Annotated in this window: 18 protein-coding genes; 15 read left to right on the top strand and 3 right to left on the bottom strand. The window is 69.1% G+C overall.

The genetic code is table 11. The features are described from left to right. Nucleotides 1–32: 32 nt before the first annotated feature. On the top strand, nucleotides 33–1,289 hold the full coding sequence (locus G9465_RS05635) for an HAD hydrolase family protein (protein WP_166968228.1): 1,257 nt from the start codon (nucleotides 33–35) through the stop codon (nucleotides 1,287–1,289). 6 nt (nucleotides 1,290–1,295) lie between these two features. On the opposite strand, the gene G9465_RS05630 is transcribed toward G9465_RS05635, so the two are convergent. After that, nucleotides 1,296–1,904: a DUF4397 domain-containing protein gene (locus G9465_RS05630; RefSeq protein ID WP_166968227.1), complete on the bottom strand. Its 609-nt coding sequence runs from the start codon at nucleotides 1,902–1,904 to the stop codon at nucleotides 1,296–1,298. Nucleotides 1,905–2,055: 151 nt separating this feature from the next. Here G9465_RS05630 and G9465_RS05625 point away from each other — a divergent pair, with 151 nt between their 5' ends. The 14 genes from G9465_RS05625 to G9465_RS05560 all read left to right on the top strand — a co-directional run bounded on the left by G9465_RS05625 (nucleotide 2,056) and on the right by G9465_RS05560 (nucleotide 11,187). Next, on the top strand, nucleotides 2,056–2,565 hold the full coding sequence (locus tag G9465_RS05625; protein ID WP_166968226.1) for a hypothetical protein: 510 nt from the start codon (nucleotides 2,056–2,058) through the stop codon (nucleotides 2,563–2,565). Between the two features lie 86 nt (nucleotides 2,566–2,651). Then, complete coding sequence (locus G9465_RS05620; RefSeq protein WP_166968225.1) at nucleotides 2,652–3,251, top strand: class I SAM-dependent methyltransferase; 600 nt, start codon at nucleotides 2,652–2,654, stop codon at nucleotides 3,249–3,251. Between the two features lie 61 nt (nucleotides 3,252–3,312). Continuing rightward, a complete protein-coding gene (locus G9465_RS05615) occupies nucleotides 3,313–3,498 on the top strand; it encodes a hypothetical protein (protein ID WP_166968224.1) in 186 nt (61 codons plus the stop codon). 38 nt (nucleotides 3,499–3,536) lie between these two features. Beyond that, the gene (locus G9465_RS05610; RefSeq protein WP_166968223.1) at nucleotides 3,537–3,707 is read left to right on the top strand and encodes a hypothetical protein; all 171 of its coding nucleotides are present in this window, start codon (nucleotides 3,537–3,539) and stop codon (nucleotides 3,705–3,707) included. Nucleotides 3,708–3,784: 77 nt separating this feature from the next. After that, entirely contained in the window at nucleotides 3,785–4,282 is a 498-nt protein-coding gene (locus tag G9465_RS05605; protein WP_166968222.1) for a hypothetical protein, read from the top strand. A 97-nt stretch (nucleotides 4,283–4,379) separates the two neighbouring features. Beyond that, nucleotides 4,380–5,240, top strand: coding sequence for a ribonucleoside-diphosphate reductase (locus G9465_RS05600; RefSeq protein WP_166968221.1), 861 nt, complete (start codon nucleotides 4,380–4,382; stop codon nucleotides 5,238–5,240). Between the two features lie 2 nt (nucleotides 5,241–5,242). Next, nucleotides 5,243–6,220 carry an NADPH:quinone oxidoreductase family protein gene (locus G9465_RS05595; RefSeq protein ID WP_166972916.1) on the top strand — a complete coding sequence of 326 codons (978 nt, stop codon included), beginning with the start codon at nucleotides 5,243–5,245 and terminating at the stop codon, nucleotides 6,218–6,220. Nucleotides 6,221–6,479: 259 nt separating this feature from the next. Then, nucleotides 6,480–6,725, top strand: coding sequence for an acyl carrier protein (locus G9465_RS05590; protein WP_166968220.1), 246 nt, complete (start codon nucleotides 6,480–6,482; stop codon nucleotides 6,723–6,725). A gap of 1 nt (nucleotide 6,726) precedes the next feature. Beyond that, on the top strand, nucleotides 6,727–7,944 hold the full coding sequence (locus G9465_RS05585; protein WP_166968219.1) for a beta-ketoacyl synthase: 1,218 nt from the start codon (nucleotides 6,727–6,729) through the stop codon (nucleotides 7,942–7,944). Between the two features lies 1 nt (nucleotide 7,945). Then, entirely contained in the window at nucleotides 7,946–8,407 is a 462-nt protein-coding gene (locus G9465_RS05580; protein WP_166968218.1) for a holo-ACP synthase, read from the top strand. A gap of 27 nt (nucleotides 8,408–8,434) precedes the next feature. After that, nucleotides 8,435–9,382, top strand: coding sequence for an ACP S-malonyltransferase (locus G9465_RS05575; RefSeq protein WP_166968217.1), 948 nt, complete (start codon nucleotides 8,435–8,437; stop codon nucleotides 9,380–9,382). Then, a complete protein-coding gene (locus tag G9465_RS05570; protein WP_166968216.1) occupies nucleotides 9,382–10,125 on the top strand; it encodes a 3-oxoacyl-ACP reductase family protein in 744 nt (247 codons plus the stop codon). The genes G9465_RS05575 and G9465_RS05570 overlap by 1 nt, the downstream gene beginning before the upstream one ends. A gap of 174 nt (nucleotides 10,126–10,299) precedes the next feature. Further along, nucleotides 10,300–10,692, top strand: a complete 393-nt coding sequence (locus G9465_RS05565) for a hypothetical protein (protein WP_166968215.1) — start codon at nucleotides 10,300–10,302, stop codon at nucleotides 10,690–10,692. A gap of 78 nt (nucleotides 10,693–10,770) precedes the next feature. Next, nucleotides 10,771–11,187, top strand: a complete 417-nt coding sequence (locus G9465_RS05560) for a hypothetical protein (protein ID WP_166968214.1) — start codon at nucleotides 10,771–10,773, stop codon at nucleotides 11,185–11,187. 66 nt (nucleotides 11,188–11,253) lie between these two features. Here G9465_RS05560 and mutS read toward each other — a convergent pair whose 3' ends face one another. Further along, on the bottom strand, nucleotides 11,254–13,953 hold the full coding sequence (mutS, locus tag G9465_RS05555) for a DNA mismatch repair protein MutS (protein ID WP_166968213.1): 2,700 nt from the start codon (nucleotides 13,951–13,953) through the stop codon (nucleotides 11,254–11,256). 73 nt (nucleotides 13,954–14,026) lie between these two features. Beyond that, complete coding sequence (locus G9465_RS05550) at nucleotides 14,027–17,050, bottom strand: multicopper oxidase domain-containing protein (protein ID WP_227015768.1); 3,024 nt, start codon at nucleotides 17,048–17,050, stop codon at nucleotides 14,027–14,029. Nucleotides 17,051–17,091: the final 41 nt, after the last annotated feature.

Genomic DNA, 17,091 nt, shown 5'->3' with positions numbered 1-17,091 from the left:
GCGGGCAGCGACAGGCCGGTCAACAGAGACAGATGGAACAGTACGACCAGCTCTACCGCCTGTACGAGACTGCAGACACCGAGACGCTGCGGGCCTATCAGGAGTTCGTGGACCTCTTGCCACCGCTCAGCTCCCCCGTTGCACTGGACCAGTGGGACGACGCTCGCGACGAACTGGACGAACGGAAGACGAACATCGCCGAAGAGTTCCCCGCCACCGGGGAGACGTACGCCGACTTGGCCGCCCGGCTGACCCGCGAGGAGGCCTTTACCGCGCTCGACCTCTTCTCGAAGTACGACCGGTCGGTGAACGTCCTCGTCTTAGACGTCGACGAGACGCTCCGGTCGGCCGGCGACACGGACAACGAGATTCCACGCGACACCTTGTACCTCCTCACCGAGTTTCAGGAGCGCGGCATCCCCATCGTCGTCTGTACGGGCCAGACCTTAGAGAACGTCAAGGGGTTCATGATTCAGGGACTCGGTAACGAAGTGGTCTCCTCGGGGTCGCTGTCTATCGTCTACGAGTCCGGGAACGGCGTCTTCACGCCGAAACACGGCGCACAGACCAAGCAGTTGCTGTACGAACGACTCGACGACGAGGTGGTCGACGTCTTCGACGCCGTCCGCGGACGCGTTCTCTCGGAAGCCCCGGACGACGTGAGCCACGGGACGCACCTGCAGGGCAACGAGTTCAACGTCACGCTCAAGCCAAACGCCGAGGTGGGCAGCGACGCCGCCGTCGAGATCATCGACGAGGCGCTCTGTTACCTCTGTGGACTGGTCGGTGAGTGCGTCGCTGAAGCCGTCGGCGTCGACGTGACGGACCCCGCCGCGCTCGCTCGCACGTACTTCTCGCGGGACCCGGAGATTCAGGCGGTCTTCGAGACGGCGGGGCTCTCGACCGACGCCGACCTCGACGACGCGCCGTCGGCGTTGCTGGACCTCTTCGAACGCATCGACCTCGGCTACTACGAGGGCGACGCCGCCGAACTCGTCAGTCTGGAACTCGATAAGTCCGCCGGCGTCGAACAGGCCTTCGAGGTGCTGGGCATCGACGACCCGTTCGCACTGGTGATGGGCGACAGCAAGAGCGACCTGCGGGTGATGGAGTGGGTCGCCGAGAACGACGCGGGTATCGCCGCCGCCCCGGACCACGCCTCGAAAGCGGTCTTAGACCACGTCCGGGCCCACGACGACCTCGTCTACGAGGCCGGCGAGGCGAGTTCGGTACTCAACATCGTCTACGGGCTGGACCTCATCGCACGGCTGAACGAACGCCGGTCCTGAACCCGCTCACTCCTCGGGCGCGACCAGTTCGTCCGCGTCCGCCTCGACGACGGCGGCGAACGTCCCGGCTTCTAACTGCCCGAGGGCGATGGCTGAGTACGCAGTGCCGCCGTCAAAGGTGATGTCGTCGAGTTCGAATTCGACCCGGCCGCGGTCCGTCGGCCGGAACGAGAGGTCGTAGGTGCCGGCCTCGACCGGGCGGTACTCACTGGCCTCGCGGAAGTCGACGGCGTCGACCACCGACGACGTCTCGCCGACGTCGAGCGAGATACTCGGCGCGTCCGGCGACGTGTGGACGAGTCGGACGTGTGCCACGTTCGGGGGAATATCGCTGCTGTCGTCACGCAACGCGGTGGCTTCGATGTCGGTTATCAGCCCCGTCGCCAGCACCGTGTACGCGGCGTCCGGCGACAGCGAGACGGTCGTCTCGACGACGGTGGCGACACTCCCCGCGGGCGCGATGGCAACCTCGTGATCGCCGGGGCCGACGGTCGCGTAGTCGCTCAGTGTCGCGTACTCGACCTCCGCGAACCGCGTCGTGCCGTCGACGCTGACGTCGACGTTCGACGCGTCCGGACAGCAGTGTCCGATGCGCAGGAGCGTACTGTCTGCCATTGTATCCTCACCGGCTGGGCCGACGCTATCGGTGAGTTTCGTTATGAGGCTGATAGGTCCGCGGTAAGGCTGGGAAACCGAACACACCCCGTACCTACCATGTCACACGCTACCACAGAACAGTTAGACGGCTCGCCGCCGTAGCCCGACCATGAGCCTCGAACAGGTGTTCGGGCAGGTTCCGGACCCCACGTCTCACTCGTTTCCGGAGTACACGCTCAGTCAGGGCGACCCGGTACGGCCGGTGGCGGTCACCGACGAGGAACTGTCGGTGCTGCTCTCACTGTACGAGCAGTTCGCTGCCGTAGACCCCAGCGGCGTCGAGTCGAACCCGTTCCTCCGGGCGACGAGTAGCTTCCTCGAACAGACGTTCGGGACGACGCTCAAACGGCCAGACGAACAGTTACACGACGACATCGCCGCGATGCTCAACGACTTCTCGGACGACCTCGGCGGGCAGTCCATGGGCGTCGTCGACGCCACGCCGGCCCACCACCGGACGCTGTATTTCTTCCTGACTAGTTGCAAGGCCTACCACGTCGCACCGCACCTCCGGTTTGACCCCGACGCGGACGCCGTCCAAACGCTGTACGACGTCTACGAGCGCGTGAGCGAACAGGAGTTCTACCTCAAGCGCCCGAAGTCCGTACTGGAGAGCTAGCGCTCGACGGTCGGGCGAGACACGAAGAGCGGTCCGTCGTCGGCAGTCCCCGGGGCGCTGATACCGCTTGCGTCCCAAGCGGCGGTATGGACCCCGAGGAAATACGGCGGGCTTGGGACGGCGTCGCCGACACGTACGCACAGCGGCGGGACCCGGGCGGGTCCGACGCCGCGCTCGTCGACGACCTGCTGGCCGAACTGCCGCCGAACCCGACCGTACTGGACGTCGGCTGTGGCGACGGCGCGCGCACGCTGGCGAACCTCCCGCAGGGAAGCGTCGGCCTCGACTTCTCCCGCCGGGGGTTGGAGTTGGCGGCCGAGACGGTCCCAGCGGCGCGACTGGTACAGGGAGACATGACCGCGCTCCCGATTGCCGACGACAGCGTCGACGGTATCACCGCCTACCACGCCGTCTTCCACGTGCCGCGCGAGCGCCACCCCCAGGTGTATCGGGAGTTCGCCCGCGTCCTCCGGCCGGGCGGTCTCGTCCTGATGACACTCCCCAGCGGCCGGTTCGAGACCGTTCGCCGGGGCTGGATGGGCGGGTCGATGTTCTTCTCCGCCCCCGGCCGGCAGGCGACACTGGACCAGTTGCGCGAGGCGGGGTTCGACGAGGTGTGGACCGAGACGGCCGACGACCCGCTGGGCACGTCGACGGCGTTCGCGTTCGCTCGACTCGGGACCTGACGGCGCTCGCGGGGGTCGGGTCCGGACAAGGCATTTACCCGAGGCGTTTGATGCGACGGCCATGGTCCACTGCCCCGACTGCGAGACGACCCTCGCCGACGAGAGCGACGTGGAGTTCGTGGAGATGGACGCCACCACCGGCTTCCTCGCGGCCTCCAAGCGGTTCTACGTCGCCAACTGCGCCGAATGCGGCAACACGCTCGGCAGCGGCGTCGCCGGCGCGAAAGGCGGTGGCGGGGCCGTCTAGGAAGAAGACATTTATCGCCACCCTGCGAGTGGGTGCCCATGGTCCACTGCCCTGAATGCGACGCGACCCTCGAAGCGAAAGACGACGTGGAGTTCGTCGAGATGGACGCCACCACCGGCTTCTTCGCCGCCTCCAAACGGTTCTACCTCGTCGCCTGCACCGAGTGTGGCGCGGCCATCGGCAGCGGCGTCGCCGGCGCGAAGGCCTGAATCGGGCGTCGTCCCCGCCGGCCGTGATGCCCCGAACCAGCGGTGCGTATTTTTAGTCGAACGCCCTACACGACAGTATGGCTCTCGACGTCTCGGTTCCGGACCCTCCGTCACTCCACGGTCCACAGCCACGCGGTGAGTACCAAGCCATCGACGACCCGGAGGAGGAAGTCGAGGACGATTACCGACGCGAGGAGGTCGAACGCATTCTCGCCGACGGCGCGTGGCACGACGCCTTCGAGGAGTGGACGACACAGACCGGCCTGACAGCGGCCGACTTCGAGGTCGTCGTCGAACACGACCTCGTAGAGGCGTTCGACTTCTACTGGAACCCCGCCACCGACGAGGTGGGCTACCGGGCACCGGCCCTGCCCGACGAGGCCCGCGGGGAACTCGACGCCGAGGACGTGGACGAGATAGAGTCGGAGCTGGACGCGCTCGGCCGCGTCGTCTCGGAGATGCTGGAGAACGACTACCTCCTGCGGGACGACGAGACGTTCGGCTTCTTCGATGACGATGCGCCCGAGGAGACGTTCGACTACGACGACCGGGAGCAGTCGGGCGACAGTCCGTAGCGGCGACGACCGGCGTCGCGGTCCGGCGGGCCGACGCCCACACCGACGGGCGACGGGAACGGGCACGTTTTTTCGCCCGTCGGTCGAACCCCGGCCCATGACAACAGCGGAACAGTCGACCCCGGAGCGGTACTTCCGACACGCGGTCGAACACCACTGGAGTCCCTACGACATCGACTGCTCGGCCGACCGGGCGACGCTCGACGGCCTCGGACGGCGCGCGTTCACCCAGTTGCGTGCGACCGTCGCGATGTTCGGCGCTGGCGAGGAGCGAGTCACCGAGGACCTCCTCCCGTTGGCGGGGACCGTCGACGGGGGCGCGGACCAGCGGTTCGTCGCCAGCCACATCTACGAAGAGGCAAAGCACGCCGCCTTCTTCGACCGCTACTGGACCGACGTGGTCCGACCGGCCGAGGAGGCGCGGGGACTCGACCCGACGGACCCGACCGCCGACCGGTGGTTCACGCCGGCCTACGAGACGGTGTTCGACCGGACGACGGCGGCGATGGAACGCCTGCAGACCGACGACACGCCCGAAAGCCGCGCCCGGGCGTACTGTCACTACCACCTGACCGTCGAGGGGGTCTTCGGCCAGACCGGGTTCCACGCGGTCGAAGCGACCTTCGGCCCGGACACCGACGGGCCGTCGCTTCCGGGTCTCGTCTCCGGGTTCGCGTCCGTACGACGGGACGAGGGGCGGCACGTCGGCTACGGTGTAACGCGACTCGGTGACCTTCTGGAGCGCGGCGCGGTCGACCCCTCGCTCGTCAGGGAGACGGTCGCGAGTCTCGCGGACCCCGTCGACGCCGTCGTCGCGGAGATGGGATGGAAACACCTCCCCGGCCCCGACGCCGACGACCTCACCGCGTTCGTGGCCGAACAGCGGGAGAACCGCCTCGACCAGTTGCTGGACGAGGAGGCGACGGCGGACGCCGGGGACGCGGGGTCCGCTCCATGACCATCCGAGCCGTCGAAGTCACCGAGTACGGCGACAGCGGCGTGCTGACGCCGAGGGAGCGACCGGAGCCCGAACCCGCGCCCGGCGAAGTCGGCATCGCGGTCGAGGCCGCGGGCGTCAACTTCGCGGACGTCGAGCAACGGCGGGGGAACTACCCCGAGGGACCGACGCCCCCCTTCGTCCCCGGCCTCGAAGTGGCCGGCACCGTCACGTCGGTCGAACGGGCGGGCGACACCGACCTCTCGGTCGGCGACCGCGTCGCGGCGCTCACGTCGAGCGGTGGCTACGCGGCGTTCGCGACGGCCCCGGTCGAGACGACGTTCCCGATTCCCGACTCGCTCTCGATGCCGGCGGCGACGGCCCTCCCCGTACAGGGACTGACCGCGCACAACGTTCTCCACGAGTGGGGCGACCTCTCGGCCGGCGAGCGAGTGTTGGTCCACGCCGGGGCCGGCGGCGTCGGATCGCTGGCCGTCCAACTGGCCGACGCGGCGGGCGCGACGGTGTTTGCGACCGCCAGTACCGCCGCCAAGCGGGACCTCGCGTCGACGCTCGGGGCCGGCGTCACTATCGACTACACGACGACGGACGTCGCCGACGCGGTACTGGCCGAGACCGACGGTCGGGGCGTGGACCTCGTCGTCGACGGCGTCGGTGGCGAGGCCTTCGCCGCGTCCGTCGAAGCGCTCGCACCGGCGGGCCGGGTCGTCTCGTTCGGGATGGCGAGCGGGTCCGTCCCCACGGTGGCGACGCCGCGCCTGTTCTTCGAGAACCAGTCGGTCGTCGGCTACCACCTCGACCACGCACTCGAACACGTCCCCGACCGCGTCCTCGGGGCGGTCCCCTCGCTGCTCGACCACCTCTCGACGGGACAGGTCGAGGTCGTCGCCGACGAGCGCGTGCCGCTGGAACGGGCCGCGACGGCACACGAGGCGCTGACGAACCGCGAGACGGTCGGGAAGGTCGTCCTCGAACCCTGACGACGGCGCCGGCAGGACGTCGTCTGGCCGTGTCAGTTTGCGAGAGACAGCGAGCCCCTGCTGGCTGGACTCGGGGCGTGTTGTGGCCCGTTCGTCGTCCGTCGTTGCGCAGCCAGCCGCCCCGTTCAGTCCAACCCAGCCCGGTTGAGACGCCGACTGTGGGTGGCTTTCCGGCTGTTCACAGCTCCGAACGCGGAGCGAAACACCACCTGTCGCCGGAACCGAGACGGTTTTGAGGAGGGGTCAGGAATGGCCACATATGTCTGACACCCAGGAGATACGCGGGCGCGTACAGGGAATCGTCGCCGACCGACTGCGAGCGGACCCCGACGCAGTCGACCCCGAGACGCCGTTCGGCGGTGAGACGCTCGACGCCGAGTCGCTTGACATGGTCGAGATAGCCGAAGCCATCGAGGCAGACGTGGGCGTCCACGTCCCCGACGAGGCCCTCGAAGACGCCTCGACCGTGGGCGACCTGACCGATTACGTCGCCGACCGGGCCTGAGATGGGCCGGGACGTCGTCGTCACGGGACTGGGACTGGTGACGGCGCTCGGGGAGACGGTCGAGGCGACGTGGCAGGGCCTCTGCGACGGGACCAGCGGCGCGGGGCCGATAACCCGGTTCGACCCGGAAGCCGCTGGCATCCGCTCGAACGTGGCCTGCGAAGTGCCGGTCGACCCCGCGACCGTCCCGCCGGACGACCGGGTCGACGACCGCGTGATGGGGCGGTACGCACAGTTCGCCGTCGCCGCGGCCGCTGAGGCGGTCGCCGACGCCGGCTACGACCCCACCGACCCGGACTGGACCCCGGAACGTGTCGGAACCAGCATCGGGACGGGGCTGGCGGGCCTCGCCGAGATCGAGTCTGCCGCCGGGGAGCGGCCCTCGCCCTCCTTTCTCGTGAGCGCGCTGACGAACCTCGCGGCCGGGCACGTCAGCATGTGCGTCGACGCGCGCGGCCCGAACCGGGCACCGGGGACCGCGTGCTCGGCGGGGACCCACGCCATCGCCGCCGCAGTCGAGGACGTCCGACACGGGCGGGCCGACGTGGTCGTGGCCGGCGGGACCGACGCCGCGATATCGCCGCTCGGGGTCGGCAGTTTCGACTCGATGCGGGCGCTCAGCGGGCGCGACGACGACCCCGCGGCGGCGAGTCGGCCGTTCGACGCCGACCGGGACGGACTGGTCCTCGGCGAGGGGAGCGGCGGCGTCGTCCTCGAATCCCGCGACCACGCCCGAGAGCGCGACGCGACGCCCTACGCCGCAGTCACGGGCATCGGTCGGACGGGCGACGCCCACCACGTCACGCGCCCGGCCGAAGACGGGACGGGACTCCGTCGCTGTATCGAGCGAGCGCTGTCGGACGCGGGTCACGACCCGGCGAGCGTCGGCCACGTGAACGCACACGCGACGAGCACGCCCGTCGGCGACGCCCGGGAGGCCGCCGCGCTCCGGTCGGTGTTCGACGACCCGCCGCCGGTGACGAGCGTGAAGGGCCACCTCGGGCACGCGCTGGGCGCCGCAGGCGCCATCGAAGCGGCCGTCGTCGCGCGAAGCGTCGCCGAGGGGACGATTCCCCCGACGCTGAACTACGAGACGCCGGACCCCGAGTGTGCCCTCCCCGTCGTCACGGACCCGCGCGAGACGGCGACAGACGTCGCCGTGAGCACGTCGGCGGGGTTCGGCGGGACCAACGGTGCGCTCGTGTTCGAGCGTGTCTGAGATGAGAGACGGGGACGTTCCCGAACAGCACGACGCGGCCGGACCCACCGTCCTCCACGGCGTCGACGTGGTGTCCATCGCCCGCATCGCCGACCTGCTCTCGGAGTTCGGCGACTCCGTTCGCGGGCGGGCGTTCACCGACGCAGAGCGGGCCTACTGCGAGGCACGGGCCGACCCGCCACAGCACTACGCGGCGCGCTGGGCGGCCAAAGAGGCGTTCACGAAGACGCTCGCGGACCCCTCGCCGGGCGTCCCGACGGCCGCCGTCGAGGTGAAACGGCGCGACGACGGGCCACACCTCTCGCTTGCCCCCGTCGCGCAGGCGGCACTCGACGCGACGTTGGCGGAGCGGGACTGTTCGTTCGAATCGGCGGATATCGCCGTCAGCCTCAGTCACGACCAGTCGGCGGGCTACGCCGTCGGGTCTGTGACCGTCGTGGCGACAGCGAGCCGACACGACTAAGCGGCCGCTTCGACTCGCTCCGATACGATGGACAGCGACGAGTCACCGACGACGCTCGACCGGACCGCGTTCGTCTTTCCCGGGCAGGGCAGTCAGCGACCCGGGATGGGCCGGGCATTCTACGACGCGTGGCCGGCGATGCGGTCGACGTTCGACGAAGTCGACGCGGCGGTCGACGCCGACCTCCGGGACCTGTGTTTCGACGGCACCGCCGAGGCGATTCGGCACCCGAGCGTCACGCAACCGCTGTTGCTCGCGACCGGTATCGCGACCTACGAGGGCATCACGGCGCGGTTCGGCGTCGAACCGGCGGCCGTCGCCGGCCACAGTCTCGGACACTTCACCGCGCTGGCGGCGGCGGGTGCGATAGCCCCCGAAGCCACAGTTGCGCTCACCCGCGAGCGCGGCCGGTGCATGGAAGCGGCGGCCGACGCCGACGGCCCGGGGACGATGGTGGCGGTCCTGCTGGCCGACCCGGACGAGGTCACCGACGTCTGTGCGACGCGCGAGGACGTGGGAGTCGCGCTGTACAACGCACCCCGACAGACCGTCGTCAGCGGCACCCGCGAGGCCGTCGCAGCGGTTCGGGAGACGCTCGACGGGCGGACGCGCGCCCGGTTCCGCGAACTCGACGTCGGCGCGGCGTTTCACTCGCCGGTGATGGCGTCGGCGGTCGACTGCGTCGAGGACGCGATGGCGGCGGTGACGCTGACGGAGGCCGAGATTCCGGTCGTCTCGGACGTCTCCGGCGAGACGTACACCGACCCGGCCGTCGCACGCCGGGACCTGACGACACAGGTGACGTCGCCGGTCGACTGGGTCACCGTCGTGGAGACGCTCCAAGCACAGGGCATCGAGCGGTTCGTCGAGTTCCCGCCGGCCGGGGTCCTCGCCTCGCTCGTCGACCGCATCGCGCCCGAGGCCGACTGCGTCGCGCTGGAGACGCCCGCCGACGCCCGGGAGGCGTTCGCGTGATGGACTTCGAGGGAGAGGTTGCGGTCGTCACCGGCGGCACGCGCGGCATCGGCCGCGCGGTGGCCGAGCGACTGGCCGCGGGCGGTGCGACGGTCGTCGCGACCTACCACGCGGACGACGCCGACGCCGAGGCGACCGAACGCTCCCTAGCGGACTACGACGCCGAAACGGCCGTCGAGCGGTTCGACGTCGCCGACCACGACGCGGTGGCCGCGGCCTTCGAGACGGTCACGGAGCGGTACGGCACGCCGACGATACTCGTCAACAACGCTGGGACGGCCGCCAACGGACTGCTCGTCCGGATGGACCCCGAGCAGTGGCGCCGCGTCCTCGACGTGAACCTCTCCGGGACGTTCTACTGCACCCGAGAAGCGGCCAGAGGGATGCTGCGGAGCGGCGAGGGCGGGCGCGTCGTCAACGTCGCCAGCGTCGCGGCCCAGCGAGGGTGGGCGGGACAGGCCAACTACGCGGCGAGCAAGGCCGGCATCCTCGGGTTCACCCGCGCGGCGGCGCGCGAACTCGGCGGGAAGGGCGTCCGCGTCAACGCCGTCGCGCCGGGCTACACCGACACAGACCTGCTGGCGGAGACGAGCGGGTACGCGGAGTCGGTCGCCGAGGACACCGCGAGCGGCCGTCTCGCCACGCCCGAGGAGGTCGCGGCCGTCGTCGCGTTCCTCGCCAGCGAGGCAGCGTCCTACGTCAACGGCGAGGTCGTTCGGGTCGACGACGGACTGGCGCTGTGAGGTGACCGCCCGCATTCGCGGGTCGCTCAGACATCCGGCGGAGCGACGACGACTCGACTGCCACGGAAACGACTGATGTCGCAGGATAACCCTCACTCGAAAACCGGATACAGCCATCCATCATCCAGTTGTATTCGTAGATTATAATTACCAGTGAGGCAATCGGTCGTTACAATGGGCGGAGACAACGGGAACGACGATATACCGGGGATAGTAGAGTACCAACGACGACGACACCTGCTCTACTGTCTCTGTCTGTCTTCGACACCACTGCCGCTGGCCGGCGTCGCCGACCAGCTAACGGTCTGGGAGACGGGCGACTCTCCCGACGACCGACCGGACGGACGACTCCGAATCTACATGTCCCTCTATCACGACCATCTCCCGCCACTGGTTGAGGCTGACGTCGTCGACTATCGGCAGGAGGCGGACACGGTCGACTGGGCAACGGACCCTCCGCGAAACCGCGTCGAGGCCGTTCTCGAACGGCACCTGACGGCCGACATCGAGGACCTCTTGCAGGCCGAGACCGAGACGTTCGACGACGGGAGCGACGAGACACCGTAGAGCGCCCCGAGTGCAACGGCGGGACGTGAGGGCAAGTCACCGCAAGAGTGAGACGTGAACCCACGCTAGCGGTCACACATGGGTCCACGGCACAGCGACGCCGGTGGGAACGGACCCACACGACCGGTGCGAGCAGGCGTGGTCGTAGCGGCGGCCATCACGCTGCTCGGCGTCGGGACGCTCGGTGCGCTGGCGTACGCGGACCTCACGACGACGGTCACGAGAGCGGCCTACGAGGACTACCACGCGGGATGTGCGGACCTCGCCGGGCAGACCCGCCTCGTCGATGGCGGCCTCGGGATACGCGAGATAACGCTGAACGAAACGCACGTCAGGTGGTGTGAGAACACGACCTACGAGGAGTACCGACAGCAGCGCCGCCAGTCGCTCCGCACCGCACCCATCGGGGTGGTACAGTGGGTCTGGTTCGGCGGGATGGGTCTGCTGTTGACCGGCGGTGGCGCGCTCCTCCTTCGGCGTGAACTGGCGTCGTAGCGGTCGACGGCGACACACGGAGCGGCCGAGAACTGCTCGTCGAGAGGGGCGGCGTCAGAGACTATCTCACGCCTCGTCTAGCTCGTCCTGCCACTGCTGGACGGTCGCCATCAGTTCGACCGGCGGCGTCTCGTTGACGTCGAGGCCCGACAGCGCCGAGAGCACGTCCTCGGCGTCCTCGCCGAACCGGTCAGTGAGGTGGTCGTCGTCCACTGCGTCGGCCGCCCCGCCGTCGGCGCTCGTCGGTTCGCCGCCATCGCCGCCGCCGAACGTCCCCGACGAGAGGTCGAAGACGGCCTGTGTCGTCCCGGCACCGCCGCTCCCGCGTGCCTCGATGGCCTTCTCCTCGCGCAGGCGGTCCAGCACCTCCTGCGAGCGGTCGACCACCGGGCCGGGGACGCCGGCCATGTCGGCGACGTGAATCCCGTAGCTCCGGTCGGTCGGGCCGTCCCTGACTGTCCGGAGGAACGTCACGCCGTCCTCGCCCGCCGACTCCGGTTCGCCCGCGACGGCGACGTGGACGTTCTCGACGCGTTCGAGGTGGTCCGCGAGCGTCGTCAGTTCGTGGTAGTGCGTGGCAAAGAGCGTCTTCGCGCGCACCTCGTTGTGGAGGTACTCCGTCGCGGCCCACGCAATCGAAATCCCGTCGAACGTCGCCGTCCCGCGGCCGACTTCGTCCAGAATCACGAGCGAGTCCTCGGTGGCCGAGTGGAGGATGTTGCTCAATTCCTGCATCTCGACCATGAACGTCGAGCGGCCCTGTGCGAGTTCGTCGAGTGCGCCGACGCGGGTGTAGATGCCGTCCACGAGGCCGACGGTGGCGTCCCGCGCGGGGACGAAACTCCCCGCCTGCGCGAGCAGGGTGATGAGCGCGGCCTGTCGCATGTACGTCGACTTGCCGCTCATGTTGGGGCCGGTGACGACGAGGAACTGCCGGTCGCGGTCCAGATAGAGGTCGTTGGGGACGAACTCGGTGGTCTGCTCGACGACGGGGTGGCGACCCGCCTCGATGGACAGTTCCTCGCCGTCGGTCACGTCCGGCCGCGTCCAGTCGTTCTCGACGGCGTGGACCGCTAGCGACGCCAGCGCGTCGATTTCGGCGAGCGTGCGCCCCACGTCCTGCATGAGCGTCGCGTGCTCGGCCACCTGTTCGCGCAACTCCTCGAACAGGTCGTACTCCATCTCGTGACGGCGCTCCTCCAGTCGCAGGACCGCCCGCTCCTTCTCGTCGAGTTCGGGGATGGTGTAGCGCTTGGAGTTCTTCAGCGTCTTTATCTCCTCGTACGCCTCGGGGACGCGGTCCGTCTCGGACTTCCCCACCTGAATGTAGTAGCCGTCGGTCTTGTTGCGGTCGACCGAGAGGTGGGTGATGCCGGTGCGCTCTTTCTCGCGGTCGGGGAGCGTCTCCAGCCACTCCAGCGCGCTCTCGTGGTCGTCGATAATCTCGTCCAGACTGTCGTCGTAGCCGCGGCGGAACAGGCCGCCCTGCGTGACCGTCCCCGGCGGGTCCTCCACGAGGGCCGCGTCCAGTTCCGTAGCCAGTTCGGCGGCGGCCTCGCGGTCAGCGCCCGAGAGCGCGTTGGCCAGCGGCGACTCGGCCAGCCGCTCGGTCTGCTCGACGGCGTCGGCCACCTTCGGGAGGAGTGCCAGCGTCTCCTGTGCGGCCCGGAGGTCACGGGCGTCGGCGCTCCCGGAGGTGGCACGGGAGGCCAGTCGTTCGAGGTCGTAGGCGTCCGAGAGCGTCTCCCGAATCGTCTCGCGGGCCATCGCCTCGCGGGTCAGCGCCGCCACCGAGGACTGTCGGCGGTGGAGTTCGCCGCGGTCCCGTCGCGGTCGCTGGAGCCACCGCCGGAGGAGTCGCCCGCCCGCGGCCGTCGCGGTGTGGTCGACGGTGTCGAACAGGGACCCAGATTTCCCGCCCTGCATCGTCTCGGTGAGTTCGAGGTTCCGCTGGGTGGTCGCGTCCAGCGCGACGTGTTCGCGGGCGCCGTAGGCCTGCAGGCGCGTGACGGCTGCGAGCGTCCCGACGCCGGTCTCCTCGACGTACGAGAGGACGGCGCCGGCGGCGGCGACGGCCGCGTCGTCGTCGGCGATGCCCACGCTCGACAGCGTCTCGGCGCCGAACTGCTCGCGCACCCGGTGGCGGGCGCGGCCGGGCGCGAACGACTCCGAAGCGTGCAGCGAGACGGCGGCGTCCGAGCGCTCCGAGAGGGCGTCCAGAAAGTCGTCGTCGTTCCGCAGGTCGGGGCCGGGCAGGACCTCCGCGGGCGCGAACGTGTACAGTTCGGTGAGGACGGCGCCGGGGTCGGCGTCGTCGAGTTGGGTCACCTGAAACCGGCCGGTCGTCACGTCGGCGAAGGCCAGTCCGTAGCTGTCGCCGTCCCGGCCGGACTGGCGGACCACGGCGGCGAGGTATTGGGCGGCGGCGTCGCCGGTTTCGAGGTGCGTGCCCGGCGTCACCACGCGCGTTATCTCGCGGGCGTGGCCGTCGGCCGTCTCGTGCTGGTCGGCGACGGCGACGCGGTACCCCCGTTCGACCAGCGCGGAGACGTACGGCGTCAAGTCGTCGACGGGGACGCCGGCCATCGGGTACGACGAGCCGTGGGAGGACTTCTGGCTCACCTTCAGGTCCAGTTCCTCGGCGACCAGTTCGGCGTCCTCGGCGAAGAACTCGTAGAAGTCGCCGCACTGCATCGTCAGAATGTCGGCGTCGGTCTCCTCTTTGAGCGAGAGGAACTCCCCGACGATACCCGTCGCCTCTGTCATGGCCAATGCTCTGTCCGTCCCCGGCGTAAGGATTGCGGGAGCGGTCCGCGGGAGTTAGCTGCCGTCGACCGAGTTAGCTGTCGGTCTCGTTGCCGCTCTGCGCGTCGGTCGCGGTTTCGTCGCCGGCCGAAGTCGCGTTCCCGTTGCCGTTCCCGTTCGTATCGCCGTCCATCTGCGTCGCGGCGTCGGCGAACGCGGCGATAGACCGCACCCGCGTGTTGGTCGTTTGGCGGACGAACTCGGCCACGTCGGACCGCGGCGGCGAGTCGACGAGGTCACGGAACGGCTGACCGCCCGGGACGACGAACTCCGCACCCGAATCCGTCTCGGCGACGATGTCGCTGGCGCTCTCGCCCTGTCGCGGCCGGAGGCGGATGCTGGACCCGACTCGCTCGCCCGTCGTCGTCCCGAGCAACTGGAGCGTCGCGTCGGCGAGGCTCGTGACTTCGCTTGGGTTCGTCTCGGTGAACACGTACACCGCCCCGGCGTTCATCGCGCCGATTTCGCTCTCTGGAACGCCGACGACCACGTCCTGCTGGCCGGTGCCGGTCACGTCGCCCACCTGCACGACGTAGCCGGGTCGCCCGGGTAGCGGGACGTTCCCCGCCCGGTCGGGCAACGGCTGAATGGCCTCGTCGGGGAACCGGTCGGGTTGCTGGCGGACCCGGAAGAGTCCCCACAGCCCCGCTTCGAGGCGGCGGCGCTGTTTCGTCTCCTGGTAGATGTAGTCGCCGTTGCCGCTGCCGCTCCCTAACCCACCAGCCCCACCGAGCAGGCTGAACGTCTCGGCCTTTCCGGGGCTGAGTTGGCCGTCGACGCCGATGACCGGCGACTGGTCGACCCCTTGGAACCGCTCCCACTGGTGGTCCGCGAGGTGGAAGGCGACCGCTCGTGCCTTGTCGGCCCCGCTGCCGACCCGGAACCTGACCGGGTCGTCGGTGAGCGCCTTCAGCACCGGCGTGTTCGGGTCGCCGTGGACGCGCGAACTGTAGACGAGGTGTTGGGCGTCGTTGCGTTCGAACCGGCGGACGAACGGTTCCGCCCGGTAGTTGACGCCGCCGTACCCCTGGTCCTCGGTGTCGCCGAGTTGGTTACAGGGGTCGTCCGGATTCTCGATGTCCGGGCCGGGCGGGACCACGCAGTCGTCGGGGTCGTCGCGGTTCAACACGAACTGGCCATCGGCGAAGATAAGCGCGTTCTCGCGGAAGTCCGGCGTCCCGTCGGCGGTCTGTATCATCGACTCGGCGGAGGTGACCGACGCTTCAGCCGTCCGGGCGTCGAGCGTGACCGAGTCGCGCGGTTCGACGACCAGCTGGCCGAACGCGCCGTGGTGTCGAGTGCTGCGGACGTCGGCCATGTCCCACAACAGCGACGTCCCCACCTCACCGCCGGCGAACCAGCGGTAGGTGATTGTCTCGTCCCGGTCGACGGTCGTGTCGTAGTTGAACCCGACCGTCGACCCGTTGGAGCCGTTGACGTCGTAGTCGACCAACAGCGGGTGTAGCGAGATGCGACTGGAGCGGTCCCACGGTTGCGAGACGCGCATCTTCGGGTGCGGGTGGTCGTCGTTAGGCTCCTCGGGCAGGTCGTTCGTGAGGTTGATCTCGATGCAGTCGCCCTCGTTGGCGTGGAGCGTCAGCGGTTCGACCGGGCGCTCGCCGTTCCTGATTTCCTCGACGTGCCGGTCCAGCGCGAAGACGACGCCGTACTCGTCGCGGTCGCCGTAGTCGTTGTAGGGAATCTCCACCTGGAACGCCGTCACGTTGAACGACCGCACCGGGGCGTCGTCGGGACAGGGGTCGCCGGGGTCGTCGGGCGCCGGCGGAATCTCCCCGACGTTCCCGTTCTGTCGGGCGTCCCGGTCCGGCGGGAGCGCCCGGTCGTCGTCATCGGCGTAGCGGAGTTTGGCTCGCTGGCCCTCCTCGGTCCAGTCGAAGTCGGCGAAGGGCGCCGGATGGCCCATGTCTTCGAGGTCGGCCTCCGAGACGGACTCGGTCGGGGCCGCCCGGCCGGGGAGCGTCTGAAGGTGGCCCACCTCGGCGTCCCAGACGCGGGTTAGTCCCCACATCCCGGTCCACATGTCGTCGATGGTGTTCGAGCCGTACCGGTAGTCCCGAACCGGCAGACCGTCCGGGTTCGTGATGTGATCGAAGCCGGGGCCGGTCTCCGACGACGAGACCTTGAACGTGAACGCCTCCGAGGTGCCGATGACCTGCGAGACGGAGTCCTGCTGTGCGAACCCTTCCGGGTCGAACTGGAGGCCATGGAGGCCGAAGTTGTGCTGTTCCTCGTATGACCCCTGGAACAGTCGGAGTCGGAGCGGGTCGCCCGCGTACGCCTCCAAGACCGGTGTCTCGGGGTCGCCGTGGGCTTTCGAACTGTGGACGTACGCCGGGTCCTCGTCGTCGCGGTGGTAGAAGGGGGAGTTCCGGTAGTTGATGGCCATCGTCCCGGCGTTCTGGTTGTGCTCTCGGTCGGGATTGACGAACTCGCCCGTATCCGGGTCCACCAGCTGCGCAAAGTCGTGGTAGTGGAGCGCTTGCTCGCGGAAAGCCTCACTCTCCGGCGGGTCGATGATGGCCTGTGCGCCGCTGTAGAGTGGGTCGCCCGAGTACGGGTCCAGCCACTCCGACCCCTTCGGTTCGACGATGAGACCGCAGAACAGGCCGTGCATGCCCTCCGAGACGCCGATGATGTGGTCGTGGAAGAAGATGGCGCCCTCCTCGTCGGCGTACCAGCGATACTGCATCGTGTCACCGGGGTCGGTCGACTGCTCGTAGTTGAACCCCGTCGTGACCGACTCCGACCCCAACTGGTCGAATCCAACGAAGTGCGGGTGGACCGAGGACGGGAAACCCTCCTCGAGTTCGTTCTGCAGGCGGATCTCCACGCAGTCGCCGACGTTGGCCCGGACGAACAGCGGTTCGGGGTTCAACTCTCCGTTCCGGAGCAGTTCGGCGTCCCCGATATCGATAGTGTTCCGAACGGTCCCGTCGGGGTCCTTGAGGCGGACCTGGTCGAGGACGTAGACCAACGCCTCCGGGTCGTAGTCGCCCGAATCGTTGTAGACGATACGTTCCTGATTGCCCGGTCGCATCACCGCGATAGTGTACTCGACGATTCGGTCCGGTTCGGGAC

The organism is Haloarcula sp. JP-L23 (assembly GCF_011602445.1).
Classification (GTDB): Archaea; Halobacteriota; Halobacteria; order Halobacteriales; family Haloarculaceae; genus Haloarcula; species Haloarcula pellucida.
Note: the sequence above shows the minus strand (reverse complement) of the source record. Positions and strands in the feature narration are given on the sequence as shown.